The sequence below is a fragment of the Telmatocola sphagniphila genome (genome assembly GCF_018398935.1).
Classification (GTDB): domain Bacteria; phylum Planctomycetota; class Planctomycetia; order Gemmatales; family Gemmataceae; genus Telmatocola; species Telmatocola sphagniphila.
Genome location: NZ_CP074694.1, coordinates 3,437,872 through 3,461,595, shown reverse-complemented (window position 1 = coordinate 3,461,595; position 23,724 = coordinate 3,437,872). Strand labels below are relative to the sequence as shown.

The 23,724-nt window shown below is 49.7% G+C and carries 17 protein-coding genes; 12 read left to right on the top strand and 5 right to left on the bottom strand.

The genetic code is table 11. From position 1 onward, the window contains the following. Nucleotides 1-6: 6 nt before the first annotated feature. The 3 genes from KIH39_RS13680 to KIH39_RS13670 form a co-directional block, all read right to left on the bottom strand. A complete protein-coding gene (locus tag KIH39_RS13680; RefSeq protein WP_213493802.1) occupies nucleotides 7-924 on the bottom strand; it encodes a DUF1559 family PulG-like putative transporter in 918 nt (305 codons plus the stop codon). A 264-nt stretch (nucleotides 925-1,188) separates the two neighbouring features. Further along, entirely contained in the window at nucleotides 1,189-2,316 is a 1,128-nt protein-coding gene (locus tag KIH39_RS13675) for a hypothetical protein (protein ID WP_213493801.1), read from the bottom strand. A 39-nt stretch (nucleotides 2,317-2,355) separates the two neighbouring features. Then, nucleotides 2,356-3,189, bottom strand: a complete 834-nt coding sequence (locus tag KIH39_RS13670) for a hypothetical protein (protein WP_213493800.1) — start codon at nucleotides 3,187-3,189, stop codon at nucleotides 2,356-2,358. Nucleotides 3,190-4,568: 1,379 nt separating this feature from the next. On the opposite strand from KIH39_RS13670, the gene KIH39_RS13665 reads away from it, so the two are divergent. The 3 genes from KIH39_RS13665 to KIH39_RS13655 all read left to right on the top strand — a co-directional run bounded on the left by KIH39_RS13665 (nucleotide 4,569) and on the right by KIH39_RS13655 (nucleotide 8,482). Continuing rightward, nucleotides 4,569-6,098 (top strand): IS1380 family transposase, encoded by a 1,530-nt coding sequence (locus KIH39_RS13665; RefSeq protein ID WP_213493799.1) that lies wholly within the window; start codon nucleotides 4,569-4,571, stop codon nucleotides 6,096-6,098. A gap of 508 nt (nucleotides 6,099-6,606) precedes the next feature. Further along, the gene (locus KIH39_RS13660) at nucleotides 6,607-6,825 is read left to right on the top strand and encodes a transposase (RefSeq protein ID WP_213493798.1); all 219 of its coding nucleotides are present in this window, start codon (nucleotides 6,607-6,609) and stop codon (nucleotides 6,823-6,825) included. An 886-nt stretch (nucleotides 6,826-7,711) separates the two neighbouring features. Then, nucleotides 7,712-8,482: a hypothetical protein gene (locus KIH39_RS13655; protein ID WP_213493797.1), complete on the top strand. Its 771-nt coding sequence runs from the start codon at nucleotides 7,712-7,714 to the stop codon at nucleotides 8,480-8,482. A 1,287-nt stretch (nucleotides 8,483-9,769) separates the two neighbouring features. Here KIH39_RS13655 and KIH39_RS13650 read toward each other — a convergent pair. Then, a complete protein-coding gene (locus KIH39_RS13650) occupies nucleotides 9,770-10,162 on the bottom strand; it encodes a hypothetical protein (protein ID WP_213493796.1) in 393 nt (130 codons plus the stop codon). Nucleotides 10,163-10,624: 462 nt separating this feature from the next. Here KIH39_RS13650 and KIH39_RS13645 point away from each other — a divergent pair, with 462 nt between their 5' ends. Beyond that, on the top strand, nucleotides 10,625-11,041 hold the full coding sequence (locus tag KIH39_RS13645; protein WP_213493795.1) for a hypothetical protein: 417 nt from the start codon (nucleotides 10,625-10,627) through the stop codon (nucleotides 11,039-11,041). A gap of 159 nt (nucleotides 11,042-11,200) precedes the next feature. Here KIH39_RS13645 and KIH39_RS13640 read toward each other — a convergent pair whose 3' ends face one another. Then, entirely contained in the window at nucleotides 11,201-11,644 is a 444-nt protein-coding gene (locus tag KIH39_RS13640; RefSeq protein WP_213493794.1) for a DMP19 family protein, read from the bottom strand. Between the two features lie 658 nt (nucleotides 11,645-12,302). On the opposite strand from KIH39_RS13640, the gene KIH39_RS13635 reads away from it, so the two are divergent. From KIH39_RS13635 to KIH39_RS13600, 8 genes are all read left to right on the top strand, one after another. Beyond that, a complete protein-coding gene (locus tag KIH39_RS13635; protein ID WP_213493793.1) occupies nucleotides 12,303-13,388 on the top strand; it encodes a HEAT repeat domain-containing protein in 1,086 nt (361 codons plus the stop codon). 463 nt (nucleotides 13,389-13,851) lie between these two features. Then, nucleotides 13,852-14,592 carry an SDR family NAD(P)-dependent oxidoreductase gene (locus KIH39_RS13630; RefSeq protein ID WP_213493792.1) on the top strand — a complete coding sequence of 247 codons (741 nt, stop codon included), beginning with the start codon at nucleotides 13,852-13,854 and terminating at the stop codon, nucleotides 14,590-14,592. Nucleotides 14,593-14,604: 12 nt separating this feature from the next. Continuing rightward, complete coding sequence (locus KIH39_RS13625; protein ID WP_246539295.1) at nucleotides 14,605-15,444, top strand: PSP1 domain-containing protein; 840 nt, start codon at nucleotides 14,605-14,607, stop codon at nucleotides 15,442-15,444. Nucleotides 15,445-15,483: 39 nt separating this feature from the next. After that, nucleotides 15,484-16,725, top strand: coding sequence for an acyltransferase family protein (locus KIH39_RS13620; protein ID WP_213493791.1), 1,242 nt, complete (start codon nucleotides 15,484-15,486; stop codon nucleotides 16,723-16,725). A gap of 18 nt (nucleotides 16,726-16,743) precedes the next feature. After that, entirely contained in the window at nucleotides 16,744-17,457 is a 714-nt protein-coding gene (locus tag KIH39_RS13615; protein WP_213493790.1) for an RluA family pseudouridine synthase, read from the top strand. A 71-nt stretch (nucleotides 17,458-17,528) separates the two neighbouring features. Then, on the top strand, nucleotides 17,529-20,960 hold the full coding sequence (locus KIH39_RS13610) for a S41 family peptidase (RefSeq protein ID WP_213493789.1): 3,432 nt from the start codon (nucleotides 17,529-17,531) through the stop codon (nucleotides 20,958-20,960). Nucleotides 20,961-21,183: 223 nt separating this feature from the next. Beyond that, the gene (locus KIH39_RS13605; protein WP_213493788.1) at nucleotides 21,184-22,140 is read left to right on the top strand and encodes an ABC transporter ATP-binding protein; all 957 of its coding nucleotides are present in this window, start codon (nucleotides 21,184-21,186) and stop codon (nucleotides 22,138-22,140) included. A gap of 57 nt (nucleotides 22,141-22,197) precedes the next feature. Continuing rightward, nucleotides 22,198-23,721, top strand: coding sequence for an ABC transporter permease (locus tag KIH39_RS13600; RefSeq protein ID WP_213493787.1), 1,524 nt, complete (start codon nucleotides 22,198-22,200; stop codon nucleotides 23,719-23,721). Nucleotides 23,722-23,724 lie beyond the last annotated feature (3 nt).

The following is a 23,724-nucleotide window of genomic DNA, read 5'->3' as shown; positions in this document are numbered from 1 at the left end:
CAGGAGTTATGGTGATTCAACTACTTCCCCTCCATCTCTCGTGGCGAGTGCACGTAAGATGTCATCATTACCATAAGCCATAAATCGGACCGATCCATCAGCAAATAACCAATTGGCACCGCCCTTATGTAAGCTCCAGAAATGAAAACGCGAACATGGGTTATCTAATCGATCTTCTTGATATTTTTCCTGTACTCCATGACATTGTTGGTCAAATAGCGTTCTTAATGAGGGAATTCCGAGAAATTCGTTCGGTCCTTTTTGAGGCGCTCTTAGAATATGGCCGCTCGGATACCACAATCCAGCTTCGTACGAATCTGGTGGAGGACGCTCTCCTACCATAATCGTTTCGGATAATCCATCTTTGATATCATCAAACGAGATTCCTGGCATAGATCCGAAAAGCCCATTTAACCTATTGGGAGTTCGTTTGTCAGTAACTTTTCTTTCTAAACTTCCCATACATCCGATGTAAGAAGTAAAAGCCGCTTTTTGACCGGTTTTTAAAGTAACAGCAGAGGCAAGTCGACCATCAGATGGGCAAGAATAAATCTTTATGGGAGTCGCAAAACCTATGTGTGGAGGATTGAGATACGAATTACGTTCGATAGAACAGGCTTCGACGGAGGAATTCCAGAGATTTGTTTCTCCAATTTGAGGTAAAATCAACGCAAAAAAACTCAAATGTGTGTCCGGATTGGAACTCTGAAAATTTTGATCACTTCGAGGTGGCAAACCGCCGTTCTGATCATGGTAAGTGTGTAATGCGAGCCCAATTTGCTTCAAATTGTTCAGACAACTTGCTCTAGCCATCGCCATTCTAGCAGCCTGGATAGCGCTGAGTAAGAGAGCAATAAGTAGTCCAATTATAGCTATGACTACTATAGCTTCGATTAGGGTCACAGCCTTTCTATTTAATTGCATACTTGATTGACCATTAACAACATTTTAGAACAAGGCACAAAAAATCAATTCCATGGGCGTCCCAGATTCGACAACAAAATTTAACACCGCATTCATTGTTATGTGTACGATAACGCCAAATAGGTCGACACAACGCGGCAACACAGAAACATCAATCGAAGACTCGACCGGAAATTGACGACCAAATTACTTCATTGATCTCATTCCGTTTGATGTAAAACGCAGATGTCCGAGCCCTTTACCGGGATCATTTGCCGTAGAATCCTACGGCGCCTTCGGTGATACTGTAATGGTTATCTCTTTTCTTTGGGATTTCTTCTCTTTAGAAACTTGAACTTCAAATTTATAGACCTTTTCTTCTACCGCTTTAGTATACTCTTTTTTTACAGATATTTCGATCTTTCTCGATGTCGCGCCCGCGACTTTATCTTGTGGCTTAATTTCAATTTCTCTCGGCACATCAAGATATTCTATAGAGTATTTTTCCAATTCGTCAGATGAAACGAGAAGAGTTCCCTTGAATAGAAGCCCTTCGTCAGTCATCTTAGGGAAGTAGAATTTTTGGGGAAGGATTCGAACGTCTTCGGATATCGAAAAATTAATCGGAATGATCGAAGGCGTGGCCTCTTCTCCTTCAATGAAAATGGAGATCAAACCCAATTGATGACCCGAACTTTCGGGAGTGATTTTACAATCCAGGTACCCTACGAGAGTGCCGTGTTGATTCTTATCCACCTTCGGATTGTCGATAGGCGAGTATTTGCATTCTACATTCGGCATTCCGGCATACTCAACACGGCCAACTTTTCGGGGAATGGGATAGCCATCGCGAATCTCGAATCTATGCTTTGAGCTAACGCCGTTTCGTAGATCCGACAGGACGATGACAGGCGGAACGGAAGTCATTCCAGCGATGACCTTACTTACTTTGACGATCACTTCTGCAGATTTTTGCGTCGGTTCATTAGTTTCGAATTGAATCGAAGTCTGCATTGGTTGACCAAAATTGCCAACCACAGAGAATCTTAGACGAAATTTAAAAACCGATTTCGCAGGAATCTTGACGCTATTTACCGGCTCCCAAATATCGCCTTTTTGAAATTCGACCCCCATGCAGGAGCAAGCTGTCTTAAACCGAAAGATCGATATATCTTCATCGGCCCTGTTGGCAATTGAAAATTCTGCTACTGCTCTGCTGCTTACGGGCAATTCCCCTAACTCAACGAGCACGGGAAATTCAAGTCGTGAAGACTGATCGTCGAAATGTTCAGGTTCGATTATTTTATTTTCCAATTTCGATTCTGGATTGTTTTCATTCAAGCGGCTAGTAGCGATATACGAAATCGCAACTGTCGTTGCAAAAATGACTAGAAGAAAGAGATATTTATTCATGACAATGTATCTTCTTTTGCTTTAGCTAGACCTACATAATCACTGCTTGGGTGCCGGTACTTTGGGCAAGTCTTGGACAGGGCCCGAAGCGTTGCCCTTTTCATCTGTCTTGTACCTGATTTTCTTAATGAAATCATCGACCGTCACGTTTCCTGGAAATTGAAACACAAAACAATCCTTGGGCAAAGATTCGTTCACAAGAAGCTTCGTAATTTTGTACTTCTTGCTGGATGTTATTTGTCCTGTCAGGTCAATTTTCGACTGAAAGTCGACTTCCATGGGAAGGTAGAGACCGTTCCCAAAGTCTTTGAACTTAGTGCGATTGATCGACGAAGACCTGATGTCCTTATCGTTAAAGACTATTTCATACCGGGAGTAAGTGCAATATTGGTTGTATCTATCGCTAAATTCCAGCCAATGGGTCATGGGGCCACGAATTTCTTTAATGCTCACTCCTTTTCCCGCCACATTAGAGAGTTTATCCATTTCGCGTGCATCGAATTTGGCAAAAGGATGCTTGTCCTTATTCTTTTTGTAGTTTTCATTCAACCGATTATGTTGCCGAAATCCAAGGTCGCTCCAGATATCCGAATCACACAAATCGTACCCCAGATATTGTTGAATCGTCCCCAATTTTTGCTTCCCAGACGGATTTACGGGATAGACGGAGTAAACGCCTTTATCGCGAATAGACGTGAAGAAGACTTGCTCCTTTTCGTTCAGGTAATTTATCTTTTCTTGATCTTGGCTTCGGTAATAATGCAATGTGTATTTTGATGTAGTGCCATTGTTGGCGAGTTCCACATTAGCTTTCACTTCCATCGTCTGAATGCCTTCCGATAGCGTCGAATATGAGTTGAAGGTTTTTTCCACGAGCGATTCACTTTTCGCATCCACAAAAAGAATTGCTGAAAGGACTATAAAATACATGACAGCTCCGTAATTATAGCACTTGATCGATAGAACTGTGCCATGGGACGCACCAGCATTTACTTTGTCATACAACAAAGTGTCGACAAATTGTAAGCGTTATAGATTCTTGATTATTCCAAATAAGCCAATAGAGATTCCCTCTTCCTTGAGGGAAAGCAACTCTATCCATAGGAGAATGCCTTACCATTCTAGTACATTTACTCGCTTTCAATTAGTACACTGAGCATATGTTGGGCTGTTGCATGGAATGCCACTATCCTCCCAGCCATTTACGAACTGAGTAGGGTCGGGAGTTGTCGTGTAAAACGTACCTGCACAGGTAGTGGTACTTGGCGGATTGGTAGGAGTAAAGCAGTTGGAACTTGGAGGAGTCGTCGAGTAGGTCGCACAAAAATTCACATTTCCTTGACCGCCGACGCAAAGAAAATAGGTCCCAAGGATATTGGTACCCTGTCCAGGATTATTTCCGATATAGGGTAAGGGAGCAGGCAGAATTGTTGTACATGGGATCGGCGAACATTCAGCCCCAGACTGGAGTATATATACTTGACCAGATGGGGTGTTCGACGTAAACGCGCTTAAAATTCCCGCATTCAAAGAAGCTAAACAAATAACGAATGCAGTGAGCATAAACAGCTTTTTCATCGTGGTACTCCAAAAAATAACGGTTGTAGGGAACGAAAATCACTTTTACTGATTTCAAGTTAATTTTGGCCATTCACTGATGTCACGGATCGATCTTCTCACCTAAGAATTGTCATCGAATAAATTTGTCATTGTGGACATCTCCCCACAAAATCACGATATGCACGCCGTTTTCAGAACGACAAACGTTCAAACGCTCGAGCCCTATGGATCAGAGATCCAAAATTCAAATAAGCTGCCATGCTTTGGCTCAACGGTAAACAATCGGATTTGACATCGACTGTAAAATTATTCTAATTTTGAAGAAAAAATTCGGATTATAGCGGATTGAAAAATCTGCTATAAAGATTTTTTGGACGCTCATTCTATTTAACGTGAAGGCGGAGCGAAGTATTTAATTGATCGTATTATAACCACGAAAAACTCTAAATCAATATCAAACCTGAAAAAAGTCGCAAAAATGTCACCTGATGTTGAATCACCGCAAATGGCATTTCCTAGCGTTGCACGTGCTGGGTTACTTTTTATTGACGGACAAAATCTAGGCCTTAAAACAGCGTAGTTTTTTGGGGAATTGTTTCGATTTATCGAAGAAAGCTCGAAATCCTTTTTGTTTTCTGCGGTTTGTGTAAGTAACCGCTTAACAAATCGACAGTCGCAAAAAGGAGTTTCGAGTGAATGTTATTTTCGGACGTTGGTTTCAAAAATGCAAGAGTCGAATCGAACGTCGCCTGGCTAAGCGAGAGGCCGCGATGACCTTCGCTCCTTCTTTCGACGCCTCCAACATTCATTACGAAGTCTCCGAACGCGTGGGGGCGATCAGTTGCGGAGGCCTCGGGGCCATGCACCTTCTGGCCCGGCGTATCGGACTGATCGACGACATCGACGAGAAGCTGCATCTGCTCCAATTTCAAAGGCCTTACTCGGAATCGGACCACGTGTTGGCCATCGCTTACAATTCCCTTTGCGGGGGTACCTGCCTGCAAGACATGGAACTGCGTCGCACGGACGAAAACTTTCTCAACGCCTTGGGCACTCAGCGTTTTCCCGACCCGACTACTTCGGGCGACTTTTGTCGACGCTTCGATAGTGGCAGCATCCAGGCTTTGATCGACGCTTTCAACCAGACCCGTTTACGCGTCTGGTCGAAGCAACCCGATTCCTTTTGGGAATGCGCGAAGATCGACGCCGACGGCAGCTTTACCCAAACGCGTGGCGAGCGTAAAGCGGGGATGGACATCAACTATAACAGAGACTGGTGTTACCACCCCCTGGCGGTGACCCTGGCCAACACCGGTGAGACGCTGAGCATCGTCAACCGTCCCGGCAATCGCCCTTCGCACGAAGGGGCCGCGGTCGAACTCGACCGGGCTCTTTTGCTGTGCCTTCAAGCGGGCTTTCGCAGGATCGTCTTTCGCGGCGACACCGATTTCTCGCAGACCACTCGCCTCGACGGCTGGGATGCCAACGCCAAGGTACGCTTTTATTTCGGCTACGATTCGAAGCAAAACCTCGAAGCAATCGCGGAAAACCTGCCGGAAGCGGCTTGGCACAAGCTCGAGCGTCCCGCGCAATACTCGGCGAAAGCGAAGTTGCGACACCGACGGGAAAACACCAAGGAGCGGATCGTCCAAGAGCGGGAATTCGTAAATGTGAAGTTGATCTCCGAAGCGGTGGCCGAGTTCGAGTACCAACCGACCGCTTGCCGAAGGGCGTATCGCCTGGTGGTGATTCGCAAGAATCTTTCCGTGGAAAAAGGCGAATCCGTTCTGTATCCGGACGAACGCTATTTCTTCTACATCACCAACGACCGGGAGTGCACGGCCGCGGAAGTCGTCTACGAAGCCAACGATCGCTGCAATCAGGAAAATCTGATAGCGCAGCTCAAGGGCGGTTGCCGGGCCTTGCACGCGCCGCTGCACGATCTGGAAAGCAATTGGGCGTACATGGTGATGGCCTCCCTGGCCTGGAACTTGAAAGCCTGGTGGGCCTTGACGTTGCCGGAAACTCCTGGTCGCTGGCGGGAAAAGCATCGGGACCAGAAGCAGTCGGTTTTGAAAATGGAATTCAAAACCTTCCTCAATGCTTTCATGCTTCTGCCTTGTCAGATCGTCCGGAAGGCCGGCCGCATCGTCTATCGATTGCTCGGCTGGAACCCGCACTTGCCAATCTTCTTCCGACTACTGAAAGCACTGAGGTGCTGATCGTTCGACCGACTGAAGTCGGGATCCGGATGTCCCGATCCGATAAAACGCCGAGAGCTATTCGCGGAAAGGAAGAATGTTTGAAAAATAGAAGTATGCGTTCGGCCGAGCGAAAAGCTCCGGCGTGGGGGACTCATCGAACTATCTCGCTAAAACTCCCCACGGAATTGGCATCAAAAACTTCGCTTGTTTGAGGTCTAGGTTAAGCGGCGGGTGGCACTGGTAACCCTTTAGAATCACCGTAAGTCATTGTCAGGTAATGTTTTGGGTGGCACTGGCTATTTGCCAGTGCCGGAAAGAACAATGATACCAAAACCTAATCCCAATTTCCTGAATTCTATTTATCTGCCCGAAAAATAGGCTGTTCGCACGGACAGATCAAGCCATCGAAATTTCATATCAGCACATAACCATTTGAATGCCCCAGCAGGGAGCTATTAACTTTCTCGACGTTCGGGCTCTAAAAATTTTATTGCACTTCAATTCCGAAGAGGTTTAGGATGATTTGATGTCGAAACGCATCGCTCGTCGTAAGACATTCGAACGTCGCTACCAAGCGGGCGATTTTCATGAACTGACCTTTTCAATCTATCGTTGCTTTCCAGTTCTTGAGGGTGATGATCGCTTGAAGCATCTCGCACGGTGCATCGATGTTGCGGCCGACGAACTTCGTTTGCAACTGGTGGCATTCGTTTTCATGCCGGACCATATCCACTTGCTCGTCTAACCCCTGGAAAAATCACCCGATTTGGCTGGATTCCAAGCACGATTCAAGCGACGATTCTCCGGATTTGTGAAAGACAATTTAATAGAAATTGGTTCGCCATTACTCGAAAAGATGATGGTACGCGAACGGCCCGGCAAGTTCTGTTTGCCTCTGGCAAGAGGGACCTGGCTATGACAGAAACCTTTTTACCAGGGAGGCTGTATGCCACTCGATAGCCTATATTCATGCCAATCCGGTACGAAAAGGGCTATGCGAGCGAGTCATGGACTGGAAGTGGTCCTCAGCCAAGTTTTACACACAGCAAAGTCCGGAAGAACGAGATCAAGATTTGCCAGTTATTCATGGTCTTCCTGGAGATTGGCGTGGGTACGACTTTCAGGGACGTGAATTCCTTCTGGGTTGAAATAAGGTGATTTGTTGTTGAAAATCGATGATTTCTAAATGGCACTGTCAGGTAGACAGTGCCACCCAAGTCTAGATTGTACAGGGACTTGCGATTATTGAGATGGGGTGCCAGTGTCACCCGTCGACTCGATACGGGAACTGGAAATACATTTTTGACCGCGAATCGGAATTGCTATTCGATCTTGCGAACGATATCGGGGAGCGGAAGAATCTGGCCTATCAGCACCCCGAAATCCTCAAGGAAATTCGCGAGAAACTGATCAAGTGGGAAACGAGCTTACCGGCGTTGCCAAGTTCGAAGTAGAGGTGGGATTAGCGGGCAACGGATGATAACGGCTATCTGTCAGAGCGGAATCAATCTAACTGGCTAACTCGAGCCGTGTGTGACCGATTTCATCGTTCAACATCGTCTCTCGATGAGGACCGAAGCTTTTTCCGGTTCCCGATCTTTCGGGCAACCAGTACCAGGAAGCTGACTACAATGAGGAGAGATTTCCGGGTCGGAGAAGAAATCCCGCGGCACTTTTGGAAGCAATCCCAATCGAAAAATAGCTTTTTGTTTGTCTTATATCCGATACAAATTATCTTATTAAATAATAAAATTTTACGAGCATTCCACAATGCAAGGTGCGCAATGCATATTTTTCGAACAGCTACTGTTCATGGGCCAGAGATTGAAGAACTTCCACCTGAATTCCGAAGCGTATTAACGAAACAGGACATTCAGGCCATCCGAACGGGGCCGGAATATTTCGCCACGCTAGGCGCAGGCGAATCTCCAAAGTGGCTTCGAAAGCTATTAGGGAATTGTGCTGAGAGCGGATATGATTTACAATTCCATTCGTCCGGAGATCGACCCTACCGTCCTTACTTTCGATTTCATTGGCAGGGTGAGCCGACAATTAGTCTGCCTCGAGGGAAACGACTGCGAAAAGATATGCCCGACTTCCTACGATCTATTTATAGCGTCATAGGAATATTCCTCGAGAATGGGTTTGGTATGGCTGGTGGACTGCATTCAGCGGAAGGTCTAGGTCCCATCTCTGAAATGGGTATCTGGGTCGATCCTGAGGGGTCGGTAAATCCAGCCGAAGCTGTTCCGTTTCTCGATACGTTCTCAGGAGACCTGCTTTGTTATCTAACGACCGGCGGTGGAGCATGGCTCAAATCGGGCCAATTCGAGAAGGTTAAAAATTTGGAGAAAGAGGTTGCCCGTTACTTCGAAGCATTAATCAAAGGGTCTCGTATTTGATAGCGATCGAATTTTCGGTGAATGAAAAAAAACTCTCGATGATTTGTCACGCAACCTTCTTCGGGCTCAACACTCCGACCGACGGGAGATCCTATGCCGGCACCAAATTACTAGCCGTCGATAAATAATTTGAATGTGTAAGTAATTTATCATTCGTGGAAAAGCAGCATTTTGATGCTTGACCAGTTTTCCGATGAGGCACTCCAAGTTCTAAATCGTATGCCTTTTGACCCGAATGCGACCCACTGCTTCGAGCATTTGGCTGGAGGGATGCTCTGGTCAGACGAATTTCCAACTCTAGGAACTTCTGAATGGTTTCTGGTATCGGCAAGAGCCTTGAACCGATTTCTCATAGCAGCCCGACATGACATAACTCTTGGAGAATCCACGCCACGATTCCAGGGAATTTGGCAACAAGTAGAAAAGCATGCTCCAGATTGGCCGGGGTTGCGTTCGGAAAGACGCTCCGAACCGATACGGAAACGGTTACTTGCCGCAAAGCGTCTCGCAGCAAGATGCTATGAGAGATTGTTCGATGATCCTACAAGCGCGAAATAAGTGCCCCGTTCATTTTTGGAATTGAGGTTCCCGACCGCATGGTCGAATTCTTGTCAATTTATACGAAACTCATTCAGATTTGTCAGGCTTTCCGCTTGTCCTTCCCGCCATGGGGCCGATACGCCGCTTGCACTTGCCTTGAAGAAGCCAGTGAAAAAGTTATTTAAACTTAAACGTTTCGCTTTTCAATCAAAGTAGACGCCCCAAAACAATCCATTCGGATCTTCCACAAAGACGAACAACATCGGCAACCATCCTACCGAGATGAGGCAAGCCAATCGGAAACCGATTACTTTAAAGCGGATGGCAGCAATGCAGATCATAGGCCAAGTGAATAAAACGAGTGAAAGGATGATTAGACCCTTGGCAAGCATTTGATCGTGAATCCCGTGCTCCAAGCCAGCCTTAATACGTTCTGGCTTACCATCCGGAATATGTCCCAAGATTGTCCAAAGCCGAAAGAAAAAGCTGTAGAAAAGCAAAGTCCATACTGTCGACATCATAGGGGCAGCAATAAAAAGAAATGATAAAATTCGCCTGCACCTGTTGCTCATTGGATTGATACGATCCCTTCTGGTTGTGGATCATCCGATTGGAAATCGGATATACTTTAATGCCGGAGCAATTTTGATTCGACCAGCATTCCAGTCCGACACGCCGTGTTGAGTTCTTCAAACAATCGGTATCGGTGATTCTGGATCACACAGCGATTCTCTGAATACGACCGCCTTATAGACTGGTCCAGAGGAGCAGCGTCTTGTTTTCAAGCCGCGCGGAATCAGCGGAGTCGCCGATATCCCGCACCAAGTTGAAAACATCAGTTGCTACCCACCCGTCCAATTCTTCAGTTTGGGCCCAACTCTCCCCAAGAGATGCTTGCTCGTTATCATCCATCATGGCGATTGCCGCGAGTGTGGCCAACATTTTCGGAGGTACGATATCTACCCACGGATCTTGATCGCCATTTGGGATCGTCCGTATAGCGTCGAGCCTCTGTTCGAGTCTATCATCCTCCGAGCCCGCTTCGGCCAACGCCCAAAGGGTTGCAAGTTTAAGCCGATCCAGACCACGGCAAAAGAAGCTGTCCCAGGTCGTCTCAGGCTCAGCGGATGATGCGACCACCTCCGCTTCGGAGGCGTCGGCAACAAGAAGGTGACTGAGAACGCTCCTGCGATGAAACCTGATTGCTCACTATTAGAATATCCTAGCATTGAATTTCATTTAGGCAGCTACCTACCTCGGTCCGACACGCCGCATTCGGATTCAATCCGCCATCAGGTTACGAAGTAGCTGGTCCGCTGAGAATGCCCGAGTCGCTTTGCAAAAAATAAATTTGAATCGATCCACTTCAATTTCCAGTTTAGCAAGGGCCATCCATTTCGTTTACAAGGTAGCGAGTTGGTTTTCGACCCAAGAGCCCTATTTCGATTTCGTTGGAAAGTATTTACTTACAGCAGCTCAGAGGGTTAAAATATTAAAAGTTACAGCACAGAGAGCCCAGTTGCTCTATTAGGTTCTAGACTCGCAGGATTCAGGAATTGATTGGATCTCGATCACTTTTATCGAGGTCAAAGAAGTGCCGTCATGAGCATACGCCAATTAAAGTTTTTTGTGTTGATACTCGTAGTGTGCGGCTGCAATAAAGCGGGACACCACGTGCGGGTAACATTGCCGGTTGGCTTTCAAGGGGAAATAAAAATTTACCACGATGATCCTCTCGGGGAAGAGATCCTGATTATTCAAAATCAGGTGAGTCTTCAGATACCCGACAGTGGTGTACTCCGGATAAAAAATAAGTATTTGCTCTATGAATGGCACTCAAAATCCATGTCTTTTGCCGACGGTGAAGCTATTCCAGACGCAAGTCTTGATACTGTTTCAGACCTCACGATAGCAAAGCGAGCCGGTGGTTCGGATTCAAAGGGTTATGTTTTTTATTTTGTAGGAGATTTAACTCATTTTAATTCGTGGAAGAGAAAAATTGAGTCTGGTTTAGAATGAGCAAAAATATTTCGGGTTAAATTAACGCCGGTCCGACCCGCCGCGTTTAATTGGATCGACGAACTTGGTCGATGTGAGCAAAGCATTTTTGGCGAGCCTCCAAGTCCCGATGTCAGGGATCACTTCAGATTTTGGTTCGGTGTCAAATCTCTGATATGACTACACTTCCTGGATGCCATGTCTCATGTAGGCTAGCTTGACATTCGCCAAGGCAAGGCCAAGAATCGGCTCGTCTGCATCCTGCAGCGCGTCGCTAACCTCCCGAAAGGCGCCGTGTGGCGAATCGCAATTTTCCTCCAGCTTGTTTATCAGTTCGTTTTGCAGTTCCCAATTCGAGGTATAGCCTCCAACCGGCAGAAACAAGTCCAATGCCTCTTGCAAGATCTTCGCGCCCTGAATTGCATTGGAGAGCTTTAGGGCGTTCGTCGCTTGCAAAGCGTGGTCGCCGGTTTCGTTGGAAAAATACTGAGCGAACGAACCGTTGTTGACTTCAGCAATCAGCCACCAGATCATGATGTAGTCCTTCTCTTCGAGAAGGAGTTTTTCATAACCGAGCTTCCGCCAGCGATCATGAACCTGCTGGTCTTCCATTTGGAATGCCATGGATCGGATTAGACCTCCGCTGGATTAAGTCGGTGGACCTTACTTATTTCCTTGTTCTCAGTCCGAAGTGTTACGTTCAATTGACTATTACTCTGGGAATTTCGCACCTTTTTGCAACCCTGCACGAAATTAATCGATTTGACTCGCGCCCGACAGTTAATGCAGCACATTTGCACGCTCAGGTCTGACACGCCTCGGCATCTATCCTTGCATCCCTACGGAAGGTCGCAGTCCCTTCCGCTTGTCCTAACCCATTGTCCTGACTTATTTTGGGTGGCACCGGCTAGAGGCCAGAGCGTCTGCAAAATAGCCTTTTCGTTCCCACAAATCCATCCTTTATCCACCCCCAACTTTTATTGCGTTTTCCTTGCAAATCTGGTACTCTAGTGGTGGCTGAAGGAGGCTCTGGCTATCTGATGCGTCGGGCGCCAATGGTGATACTATTGCCGAGGGCTTCTCAACATCAAGACTTAGCAAAGTTCGGCTTACAAAATCAGTCATTTCACGTAGCCTTATACCCGTTTTGTGAAATCACGGCTCGTACGTGAGGTACTCGATTTCAGGAGAATCACGACTCGACGCATTCTTCAGTAAACTAACATCGCAACGATGCGGGGGTCTATTTATCACTTTCAGATCTTCAGCGGGAATCGATATCATGTTCCGCAAATTAACCGTTCTTCTGGCTCTTTTCTTGGCTCAGGTAGCCTGGTCCGACGATCCTAAGCCGGAAGAAATCGAGAACGCCAAGAAGAAACTCGGCGTCGAGAACTCTACCGAAGATCGACTCGCCGCCATGAAGATGTTGCGGAAGAATTGGCGCTTCCTCGGCGAAAAAGAAGCTGTCTCGATTTTTGAAAAGCTACTCAAGGAAGATAAACTCCCGCCGGTTCGGGTTAAAGCAATTTCTTGTTGGGCCGCTATTTTCATAGACAAAAAGGAGAAAATCTTCCCGCTTGCCATTCTCAAATACCTGGACGATCCCGACGAAGAAATCCAGGAACAAGTTTGTCATTTACTAGTTGTGCTTCCCAAGGTCCCCGAGGAATCCCTCGGTTTGCTTTTGAAACATGCGACGTCGAAAAACTTTACGGTTCGCCAGGAAATGCTTTTGGTCTTGGCCGCTAACTTTCCAAAGGAGGAACGCGTACTGCTTCTCCTGAAGATGGCTCGATCCGATCGAGTGCCAACCATAAGCGCCAATGCTCATCTCAGTTTGCTTCGCATCCAACGCAATATCGAAGACTACTTGCTGTATGCCCTCGAGATGGGGAAGTCTCATTGGAGCGAAGCTTTCGGATTCAAGCGATCGGATGCGGGCGATCCGGAGGGCAATATCTTTCGGCTCTCTTTAAATATCACACCCACTTTACTCAATCACGCCGAGATCTCTCCCGTCGAATTCTTTGACGCGATAAAAAAATGTTTGACCCATTCCGATGCGGAGATTCGAGGTTCCTGCTGCGATTTGGTTTTGGTACTGATGGAGGCCCGTAAGAGAATAGAGCTTGCAGATCCTCCCGATGGCTACTTTGAGCGGTTGCTCAGCTGGATGGACATCAATGAGATCACCCGAAAGCCCGACGATAAGCCGATTCCGAAATACCAAGATCGACTGGTGGCTTTCGTAAAGAGTGTGAAGAGCAAGGAATTTCAGAAGTTCCTCGAAGATCGCCTGGCGAAGGAACAAGACAAAAAGATCCGGAAGAAGTTAGAAGCTCTGAAAGCCAAAGTTACGCAATAAGCTAGCGAGGCGTGGGGGGTACTGGTGAGCTCCCTTCCGCTTGTCCTAAACCATTGTCCTGAATTATTTTGGGTGGCACCGGCTAGAGGCCAGAGCATCTTCAGAATAGCCTTTTCGTTCCCGCAAATCCACCCTTTATCCATCCCCAACTTTTATTGCGTTTTCCTTGCAAATCTGGTACCCTAGTGGTGGCTGAAGGAGGCTCTGGCTCTCTGATGCGTCGGCCGCAAAAGCCATATTCTCCAAGAAATAGCCTAAGGTCATCAAAATCGCGTTTTCCACTATGTGAAATATGATGATCTGATGACCTTACTAGGGAAAACCCTAATTCGGATCGCTCCCGTCTTTTCCATCTCGGTTGTGTCCTGCAAAAAATCCCGGCATTTTTATTCGATGGATATTGGATCTGCCGCTTTGCCCCCGTCTATTAATGTGCAAATAATTATTCACCCGAGTTTGTCGCATGCACCAATCGAATTACGTTGTTTTGGGAGCCAGTGGTGGGATTGCATCGGAAACGGTACGCCGATTGGTAGCCAAGGGATCGCGAGTATTGCTGGCGGGCCGTAGTGAACAGAAACTGGTCGAACTGGCCGTGGAGCTTAACCAACCCACGTTTGCCCTCGATGTGACCAATTCGAAAGAAGTCGATACTTGTTTCGCGGAAGCCCTTCGATTGTTCGGCAAAATTGACGGCGTTCTGCATGCCGTCGGCTCGATCCTGTTGAAGCCGGCCCACCTCACGACCGATGAAGAGTGGCATTCCACCATTCGTACCAATCTGGACTCCGCCTTCTACGTGGTCCGGGCGGCCACGAAAGCCATGATGAATGGGGAGGGAGGCTCAATTGTGTTGTTCTCCTCGGCCGCCGCACGAATTGGTCTGGTGAATCACGAGGCGATCGCGGCGGCGAAAGCGGGGATCATCGGTCTGGTTCTGGCTACTGCGGCGAGTTACGGCAATAAGAACATTCGCATCAATGCCATTGCTCCGGGACTGGTGGAAACCCCATTGACCTTCCGGCTCACCTCCAACGAAGCGTCCCTGAAAGCCTCGAAGAATATGCACGCGCTCGGTAGTATTGGCGAGCCGTGCGATATTGCTTCGGCAGCGGAATGGCTTCTCGATCCTTCGACCCGTTGGGTGACCGGTCAGGTGATCGGCATCGACGGAGGTTTAAGTAGCGTTCGCAGTCGAACGTGATACAATTGGGGGATGGAAAATGAGACGTTACCACCGGCCCTTAAGACTTCCAAGCATGCCATCGGTCGTTACGGCACCATGCGGGTGCTGACGGAAGTTGTCGGTGAAATGGAATTGACGAGAGGCGATCGAGTCCTTTGCAAGACCGAACGCGGTCTCGAGATTGTAGACATCCTTTCTTGCGCTTTGCCCGCCATGTTCAACTATCACACCGAACCGCTTAAAAAAGCTGATTCCATAAGGAAAGCCGGACCCGAAGACTTGCAGAAAGAAGAGCAGGTCCGGGCTATGCGACGGCGCGATTACGACCGGGGTGTAGAACTGATCATCCAACATCAACTGGACATGCAACTGATTGATGTCGAACGATTGGTTCACGGCGAGCGAGTGGTCTTCTACTTCGTTTCCGAAAAACGCGTCGATTTTCGAGAGCTGGTCAAAGGCATGGCCCGCGAGTTTCAATCCCGAATTGAATTACGGCAAGTCGGGATACGAGACGAAGCCAAGCTGCTGGCCGATTATGGGGATTGCGGTAAACCGGTCTGCTGCAATACGCACATGGCCGTGATGCCGCCGGTGAGTATGCGGATGGCGAAGATCCAGAAGTCGACTTTGGATCCAAACAAGATTTCGGGCCGATGCGGCCGGTTGAAATGTTGCCTACGCTTCGAGCAGGATGTGTACGAGGAACACTTGAAGGAATTACCGCCGATAGGTACTCGCGTGGTGACGGATAAGGGACAAGGTAAGGTATTAGCCCAGGAAATTTTAGCGCGCCGATTGCTTATTGAGTTCGAAGATGGCCGTCGTTTACCGGTCACCGAAGCGGAAATCCTGACAAGGCTGAAATGAAGTCTTGCGGAGATCGTACGCGGCGGTTAGCTTAGTGGCATGGAATCGAAAAATACTGCGAAGGATCGCATCTGGTTCGCTCAACTTTTGCGTGGTCTGGCTTGTCTGGTCGTGGTCTACAGTCACCTGGCGTGGGGGTACTGGCTGGAGCACGAAAATCTCAAACTCGCTAATTTGGTGGTGCCGCTCGATCCACTACCGGAGATGCCGCCGCATATCGACTTTCACATGCGGCACTCGATCAATCACATGACGCCGGGTGGTTTGGGAGTCAGTACTTTCTTTCTGATCAGCGGATTCGTGATTCCCATTTCGCTAGAGAAATATCGCACGAGAGGATTTTTGCTGGCGCGCTGGTTCCGGATCTTCCCGGTTTTCTGGACGACGCTGAGTATCAACTGCCTCGCTCTTTATTGGTACTGGTCGGTCAACGGGAATGGCTTCCCTTACAACCTTTCGACTATTCTCGCTAATGCCGGACTGGTGGCCCCGCAATTGCAACTGCGCTGGGTCGATTCTGTCTCCTGGACGCTGGCTCTGGAAGTGCAGTTTTACATCTTATGCGCGGCCATGTATTCCCTGGGACTTTTCAGGACCTGGAAAGGGGTACTAAGTACAGCGGGTGTGCTCTCGTTACTGTCGTTTTCTATTGGAAGCTATTACAACTCAGCCTTCATTCTGGGAAACGTTCAGTACTGGCCGCTGTGCATCTTAGGGAACGACCTTTGCTATCTGATCTACATGCTGGTGGGCACTTGCTTCTATCGCTTTTATAAGCAGGAGTGGTCGCTGCGGACCAGCGTGCTGATGACACTGGCGATCCTGGGACTCTGGTATCTGCCAACTTCGAATCATTTGATGCAGGCCCAGCATTTTCCGGCAACGCGAAGGACTTATATTGCTTCTTATTTCTGCTTCGGTTTCTTCTATCTGTTCCGGGGCTATATCCCGTATGTTCGCCCTTTGAATTTCCTGGCGAACATCAGCTACCCGCTGTATCTGGTACATCCGGTCATTGGCTACATGATCCTGACGACCGCCTTGAGACAGGGACTGACTGCTTATCCAGCGATTGCGATTGCTTTCATTTCGACATTCCTGCTGGCAGTAGCGATCCACTATCTGGTCGAGGAGCGATTCAATCAGTTGGGCAAACGGCTAGCCGAGCGGCTACGTCCCAGGCCGACAAATTCAAAAATTTCCGAGACGGAAACGCATGTGGTTTTTTGTCAGGGAACAATTCAGACTCCCGAGGAGAAACAGCCGCTGCGAATGAGCTAAAAGCCATAGATTAAACGGATGAGTTTAGAAGTTCTATTCGAAGATTTTCACTTTATTGCACTCAATAAACCGGCCGGCCTGCCGACGCAGGCCCCGGTCGGGATCGATTCGCTGGAAGCCCGAGTCAAAGCCTACATCAAGGAGAAGTATCAGAAACCGGCGGGGGTCTATCTCGGAATTCCCCACCGGCTGGATAAGCCGGTCAGCGGTGTGGTAGTCTTTGCTCGCAACAGCAAAGCGGCTGCGAAGATTGCCGCTCAATTTGAGCATCGCACTGTGCGAAAAACTTATTGGGCTCTGGTCGAAGGGACACCACATCCGATCAGTGGTATCTGGCAGGATTTCCTTCGAAAGATCCCGGATGTGGCCAGGGCGGAATTGGTGTCTGCGGAGTTTTCGGGTGCCAAAGAAGCGGTGACCGAGTATCGGGTGCTTCGTACCACTCCCGATTTTTCGTGGATGGAGTTGTTGCCTCAGACGGGTCGAATGCACCAGTTACGCATCCAGGCCGCGAGTCGCGGCTTTCCCATTCTGGGGGATACCCAGTACGGTTCTGCAAAACCCTTCGATGCTGGTAACTCCTGGAGAATTGCACTGCATGCCCGCTCATTGGTTTTCGATCATCCCTTCCGGAAAGTGCCTGTACGACTCGAAGCAGAAATCGATTCCCAGTGGCCGATCTCGCAGGAATGGATTAAAGAACTCTCACCGGTTTCTCATCAGACTGACTAAGACAGGTTGATATCGGACGCCTATAACAAACTTTTTACCGCATAATCCCGTAGTCGCAGGAGATACGTCTCGTGAGCACATTCCGCTGCGCGATCCCCTTGATAATTATGGCGTTCTGTCAGATCGCCCACGCCGCCGAGCCAATTCGATTACCCAATAATCCCTCCCTTTCCCCCGATGGTAAAACGTTAGTCTTCGACTGGAACGGCGATATCTGGTCAGTAGCCTCCACCGGAGGCGTCGCCAAACCACTCACGACAAACTCGGCTCGGGATACACAGCCCAAGTTTTCGCCCAACGGTCAGCAGATTGCTTTCATTTCGGATCGAAACGGCGGCAATCAGGTTTTCGTCATGCCCGCCATCGGAGGAACGCCGCGTCAGGTCACGTTCAATTCCGCTGGTTTCACACTGCTGGAATGGACCCCCGATGGCAAAGGTCTGCTGGTGGAATCCACCCGGGATGGCGGTTATGGCCGACGCGCTTCGGATCGATTGTTCGTGATTCCGCTATCTACAGATCCCAAAGCTCGGCCTGCTGAGCAGATGGTGTTTGACGATTACGCTTCCGCGGCGACGATTTCTCCTAATGGCCAATCGCTTTTGTTCAACCGGGAAGGGACGGAACGATGGCGTAAGGGTTACAAGGGCTCTCAGGGGGCGCAGGTTTGGGTTTACAACCGCGACAGCAAAGCGTTCAACAAGCTGATAGATGATGGTTTCAACAATTTCTGGCCACTCTGGAATCCGAAGGGAGATTCCTTCTACTACGTCAGCGGCGCGAACAAGACCTATAACTTGATGGAAAGTAACGGGAAAGCCACCCGGCAGATCACCAAGTACACCGACGACGGCGTGGTGACTCCCTGTATTTCTCGCGATGGCTCCACCATCGTCTTTCGGCAGCTATTCGACTTCTATCGCATTGAGCCAGGTAAGAATGAGGTCCCTTCCAAAATCGAAATTCTGCGCGACGACGATCGTCCCATCGAACGGATTGATCGCCGGGTGCTGACCACTGCAACGCAATGCTCCTTTACGCCCGACGGCCTGGAAATTGCTTTCATCGCTGGCGGAGACGTGTGGGTCATGGATACCGAGTTGCGGGAACCCAAGCGGATAACCCGTACCCCGGAAGAAGAACGCGGCGTCGTTTTCGCACCGGATGGAAAGTCAATTTTGTTCGTTTCGGACATGAACGGGAAAAGCGATATCTATCGGGCTACTCGAGGCGATGAATCCAAGCTTTGGCTGCAACAGGATTCTTTCAAAATCGAACCGGTCACCAGTGTCGGCGATGTACTGGGTTCCATCAAATTCAGTCCCGATGGAACAAAGATCGCTTACATTCGGAATCGCGGTAACCTGTGGATTGCCGATGCCGACGGCAAGGAACCCAAGGAGTTCGTCCATTCCTGGAATGCTCCCGACTACGACTGGTCTCCCGACGGCAAATGGATGGTGTACGCCGTCGACGATAACGATTTCAACAGTGATATCTGGGTGAAGCCACTCGATAACTCGCGACCCGAATTCAATCTGTCGCGGCATCCTTACAACGATCATTCGCCGGTCTGGTCGCCGGATGGGAAAGTCATCGCCTGGGTGGGCGCTCGCGATAAGAAGGACAATTTCAATCTGCACTTCGTCTACCTGAGCAAGGAAGATGACGAGAAAAGTTCTCGGGAAAAGAGTCTGGAAAAGGCGATTGAAAAGCTTCAAAAAGGGCGTGGTCCTTTAGCTCCGTTCTCCAAGAAAGTTTCCGATGAGCAACAGCCCGAACCTATACCGATGCCCCGAGAGCAGGGGAAAGAGCCGGCCAAGACCGAACAGCCCAGGAGTACTACTCCGGTGCGTCGATCCACCGGTGTGGTCATAGACTTCGATGGCATCTATGACCGGATTCGGCGGGTTCGCGTTGAACCGGTGGGCGCCCTACTTTTCTCGCCCGATTCCAAGAAGATCGCCTATGCCAATGGCGGCTCCACTTATACGATCGAAATTCCGGACAATCTGACTCCCAATCTCATGTCAGCTCAGGTCGCTTCCGGAGCAAAATGGTTGCGAAGCGGCACTATTGTCGGGTTGGTGGGGGGAGTGCCTACAGCACTTTCCGCAGGTTCCGCCGCACCGGTAACTACGGCCGCACCCGCACCGAAACAGGGAGGCGGTGGTCGAAAGGGTGGTAACTTCCAGGCCCCACAGGGAGGGGGAGCAGCAGCTACAGCCTCCCCGGGTCGCTATGCCTTCACGGCCTATCAGGATGTCGACATTGCCAAGAAGTACCAAGCCGCATTCGAGATGGCCTGGCGCATTATGCGGGATAACTGGTACGACAGCCGCTTAGGCAATCGGGACTGGAACGCCGTGAAAGCCAAGTATCTACCGGTTGCGGAGACTACGGATCTGGAAACCCTGCAGACCCTCGTTCAAATGATGCTGGGCGAACTGAACGGTTCCCACCTCGGTTTCACGCCGGGCGGTCGCGGCGGTCCTGCAGGCGTCCAGAACGCAGAAGGCGCAGGGGCCAGCTGGCGAGAAACCACCGCCTATTTCGGGGCTCGCTTTGACCCCAGCTTCGCGGGACCCGGATGGAAAGTGAAGGATACTCTACCGGGAACGCCTGCGGATCAGAAGAAGACCAAATTGAATCCCGGCGACGTGGTGGTAGCTGTGGATGGCAAGGTCATTGACAACGCGATCGATCCGACGGTTTATCTGAACGGTAATCCTAACCGCGATGTAACTCTGAAAGTGAAAGCTCCCGATGGGGCCGAACGCGATGTGACTCTGCGACCGATCAGCATGGCCGCCGCTCGATTGGGCAACAGCATCTATAATAAAATGATCGATTCCAACATTGCAACGGTGAATAAACTTTCCGGCGGCAAACTCGGCTATTTGCACATCAAAGCCATGGATGAGTCCAGCTTCCATAGATTCGAAGAGTCGCTGTACAATGCGGGCGCGGGTAAAGAAGGATTGCTGATTGACGTCCGCGAAAATGGCGGCGGTTCCACGGCCGACCTGTTGCTCACCGCGTTGACGCAGCCGCGGCATGCCATTGCGGTGCCGCGCGATGGCGGCCCGGGGTATCCTCAGGATCGCACGGTTTTCGCTTCCTGGAATAAGCCGATTGTCGTGTTGTGCAATCAGAACAGTTTCAGCAACGCTGAAATTTTCAGTCATGCGATCAAGATTTTGAATCGGGGCCACCTCGTGGGTGTACCCACGGCGGGAGGCGTGGTCTCCACCGGAGCGGCTCAGATCATGGATGTGGGCACTCTGCGACTGCCTTTCCGCGGCTGGTTCAAAATCGATGATGGAGAGGACGAGGAACTGAACGGAGCGGTTCCTCATTTCATCGTCTGGCCACAGCCAGGCGATATGGCCAAGGGTAAGGACGATCAACTGGCCAAAGCTGTGGAAGTGCTGCTGAAGGACGTGCAGGACGAAAAGGGCAAGCCCAAGCCGACCCTGCGAAAGTCCTCGGAACGAAAGTAATCCACAGGGTGATCCGGCTGGGTTGAATTTTACGTTAAGCCCAGCACTCTAGAAGGTTAAATTCCGGCTCGGCCTGGCCGGAAATATTTCACTTTTGTCAGAATATGCTTATTCTCGGACCGAGGGCGGGTAGTTTTCCTCTTTCGTCCGACACCTTGTCTTGGGCCGGTCGTCTAACATAATATCGTCCTACTCGCACAATCCGACGGAGCTCGCAACCAAGATGTCTGATCCTGCGATTGAAGTATCGAATCTCTGCAAAAATTACGGTCCCGTGCAAGCGGTCGACCGTATCTCATTTACCGTTCAACCCGGTGAATTGGTCGGTTTTTTGGGGCCCAACGGCGCCGGGAAATCGACGACCATGCGAATTCTAACCACCATCATGCCGGCCTCCAGTGGGATTGCCAAAGTCTTCGGACTGGACGTGATGGACTATTCAATGGAAGTACGCCGGAAGCTGGGTTTCCTTCCGGAAAGCGTGCCGATCTACCCGGAAATGCGGGTGGAGGAATATCTCCAATACCGGGCGAAATTGAAGGAGGTCGATCGCTCCAAACGCAACTCGCGAATCGAATACTGCCTGGAAAAATGTCGAATTCGGGAAGTTCGCCGCCGCTTGATTGGAACACTTTCCAAAGGTTATCGTCAGCGTGTCGGCCTGGCGGATGCCTTGATTGCCGATCCGCCACTACTGATTCTGGATGAGCCGACAGCAGGTTTGGACCCGGTTCAGATTCGCGAGACCTTGCACACCATTCGCGAACTGGCCGGTAGCCATACCGTTCTACTTTCTACCCATATTCTTCCAGAAGTCGAAGCCAGCTGCGACCGGGTAATTATCATCAATCGCGGCACGCTGCACTGGGATGGCAAGCTCTCCGAACTCTCCGGTACCATGCCCTCGCTGGAACTGGAATTGCGCGGACCGAGTGAGGAAATCGTTCATACTCTCGGTCAGATTCCAGGAGTGGTCAAAGTGACTTCCGATGCAGGCTCCTCGGATGTGAATACTTACAACCTGGAAATCACTTCCCATTTGGATGTGGAAAATGGACTGGTGAAGCGGGTGGTCGAAAAGGGATGGGGACTGCGAAAACTGAACCATCGCAAACAAGGCCTCGAACAACTATATATGAGTGTGGTTTTGAGACAGGGTCCCAAACAGCCCACCGGATGATGAGAAAACCGCGCTGTCATTCGGTCAAAAGAAACAAACCTTTTAGAGAAAATTCGAATGTCTGATACTCAAATGCTGGCGGCTCCTCCTCCGGAGCTGGCTCCGTCGCAATCTGTTGACGAAACCCCAGGCGTTTCGCGTATCCTCGGCATGTTCGGTCTGGCGGTCGCCACGGCGGGTGTAGGTGTTATTCTCGCCAATCAGATTGCTGGGCCACGGCTGGTCGGGAGCCCGGGCGGGGCGATTGGAGCTACCCTCGGCTTGCTGGCAGCACTTTATGCGGCTCTCCGCGAAACCGATAAAACCGTTCTGCGTTCTTACGCCTTTCTCGGCCTGGGGCTGATTCTCCTGAGTGGAGTGATCGTTATACCGAGTGCCGAGCGATTTCCACTCTATGGCTGGCCGGGTCTGCTGGTGGGGCTCTGTTTCCTACTCTGTCTGACCCGCAAAGAGGACGATCCCGGATTCTTGAAGCCGATACTCTCGGTGATACTCGGATTGGGAATAATCTTCTCCACTCTGGCGTTGGTCGGCGGAGCCCTTTACCCCAATTTTCTTCTGCAATTCGGGGTGATTTTATCGATCCTCGGTTTACTCTATCTGGCCGGGTATTTAGGTCAGATTGGAACGACCACCGCGACCGGCTACCTGGCCGCCCGAGTGATCGGCTACGCAGGTCTTGGCTTTCTTCTATTTGGGCTGGTCAGGTCAATCTTACCTTACGTTGGTGTGAAAACGCTTTCTTATTACACGATGCCACAAGGCATATATCTGATGGTATTCGGGGCGCTCTATGCTCTGGTTGGTCTCGGTTCCTGCAGCGATAACCGCGTTCTGGTCATCGCCCGACGTGAGCTGGCCGCTTATTTCTACTCTCCGATCGCCTACTTGATCTTCGCGGGCATGATTATCATCGGGGCAATTAACTTCACCATGTACTTCTTCAATTTCTTCGATCAATTCGGACGGCCGGTGCCCGTCATCGAGCCCATCGTCGGCAATTATCTGATGAATATTTCTGGAGCGATTGTCGTAGTCTTCATCGTACCGGCGATGACCATGCGAATCATTGCGGAAGAAAAACGAACCGGTTCCTTCGAAGTACTTATGGGAGCGCCGATTACCGAGCTCTCCGTGGTACTTGGTAAGTTTCTCGCGGCTTGGATCTTTTTCATGGCAGCCTGGATTCCTTTCGCCCTCTACTTGCTGCCATTTCGAGTTGCCTTCGACGATCCGTTCGATTACCGGCCGATTATCGGTTTCTACATCTCACTCGGTTTTATTGGGGCAGGTTTTGTCTCGATGGGTATTTTCTTTTCATCGCTGACCAAGAATCAAATCATCGCGGCAGTACTGACGTTTGCCGGGATGCTTTTTTTCCTGCTGATTGTACTCACGACCTCGTATGTCCTGATTCCGGAACTGTTGCGTCGAGTCCTCAACAAGCTGGCCTTCTGGTCGACGCTTTCCGAAGCCATCCAGGGGCGACTCTACTTACGCGATCTGGTGGTGCACGCCTCATTGACTGTCTTCTGGCTGTTTTTAACTGTGAAATCTCTTGAATCCCGGAAGTGGAGCTGAATT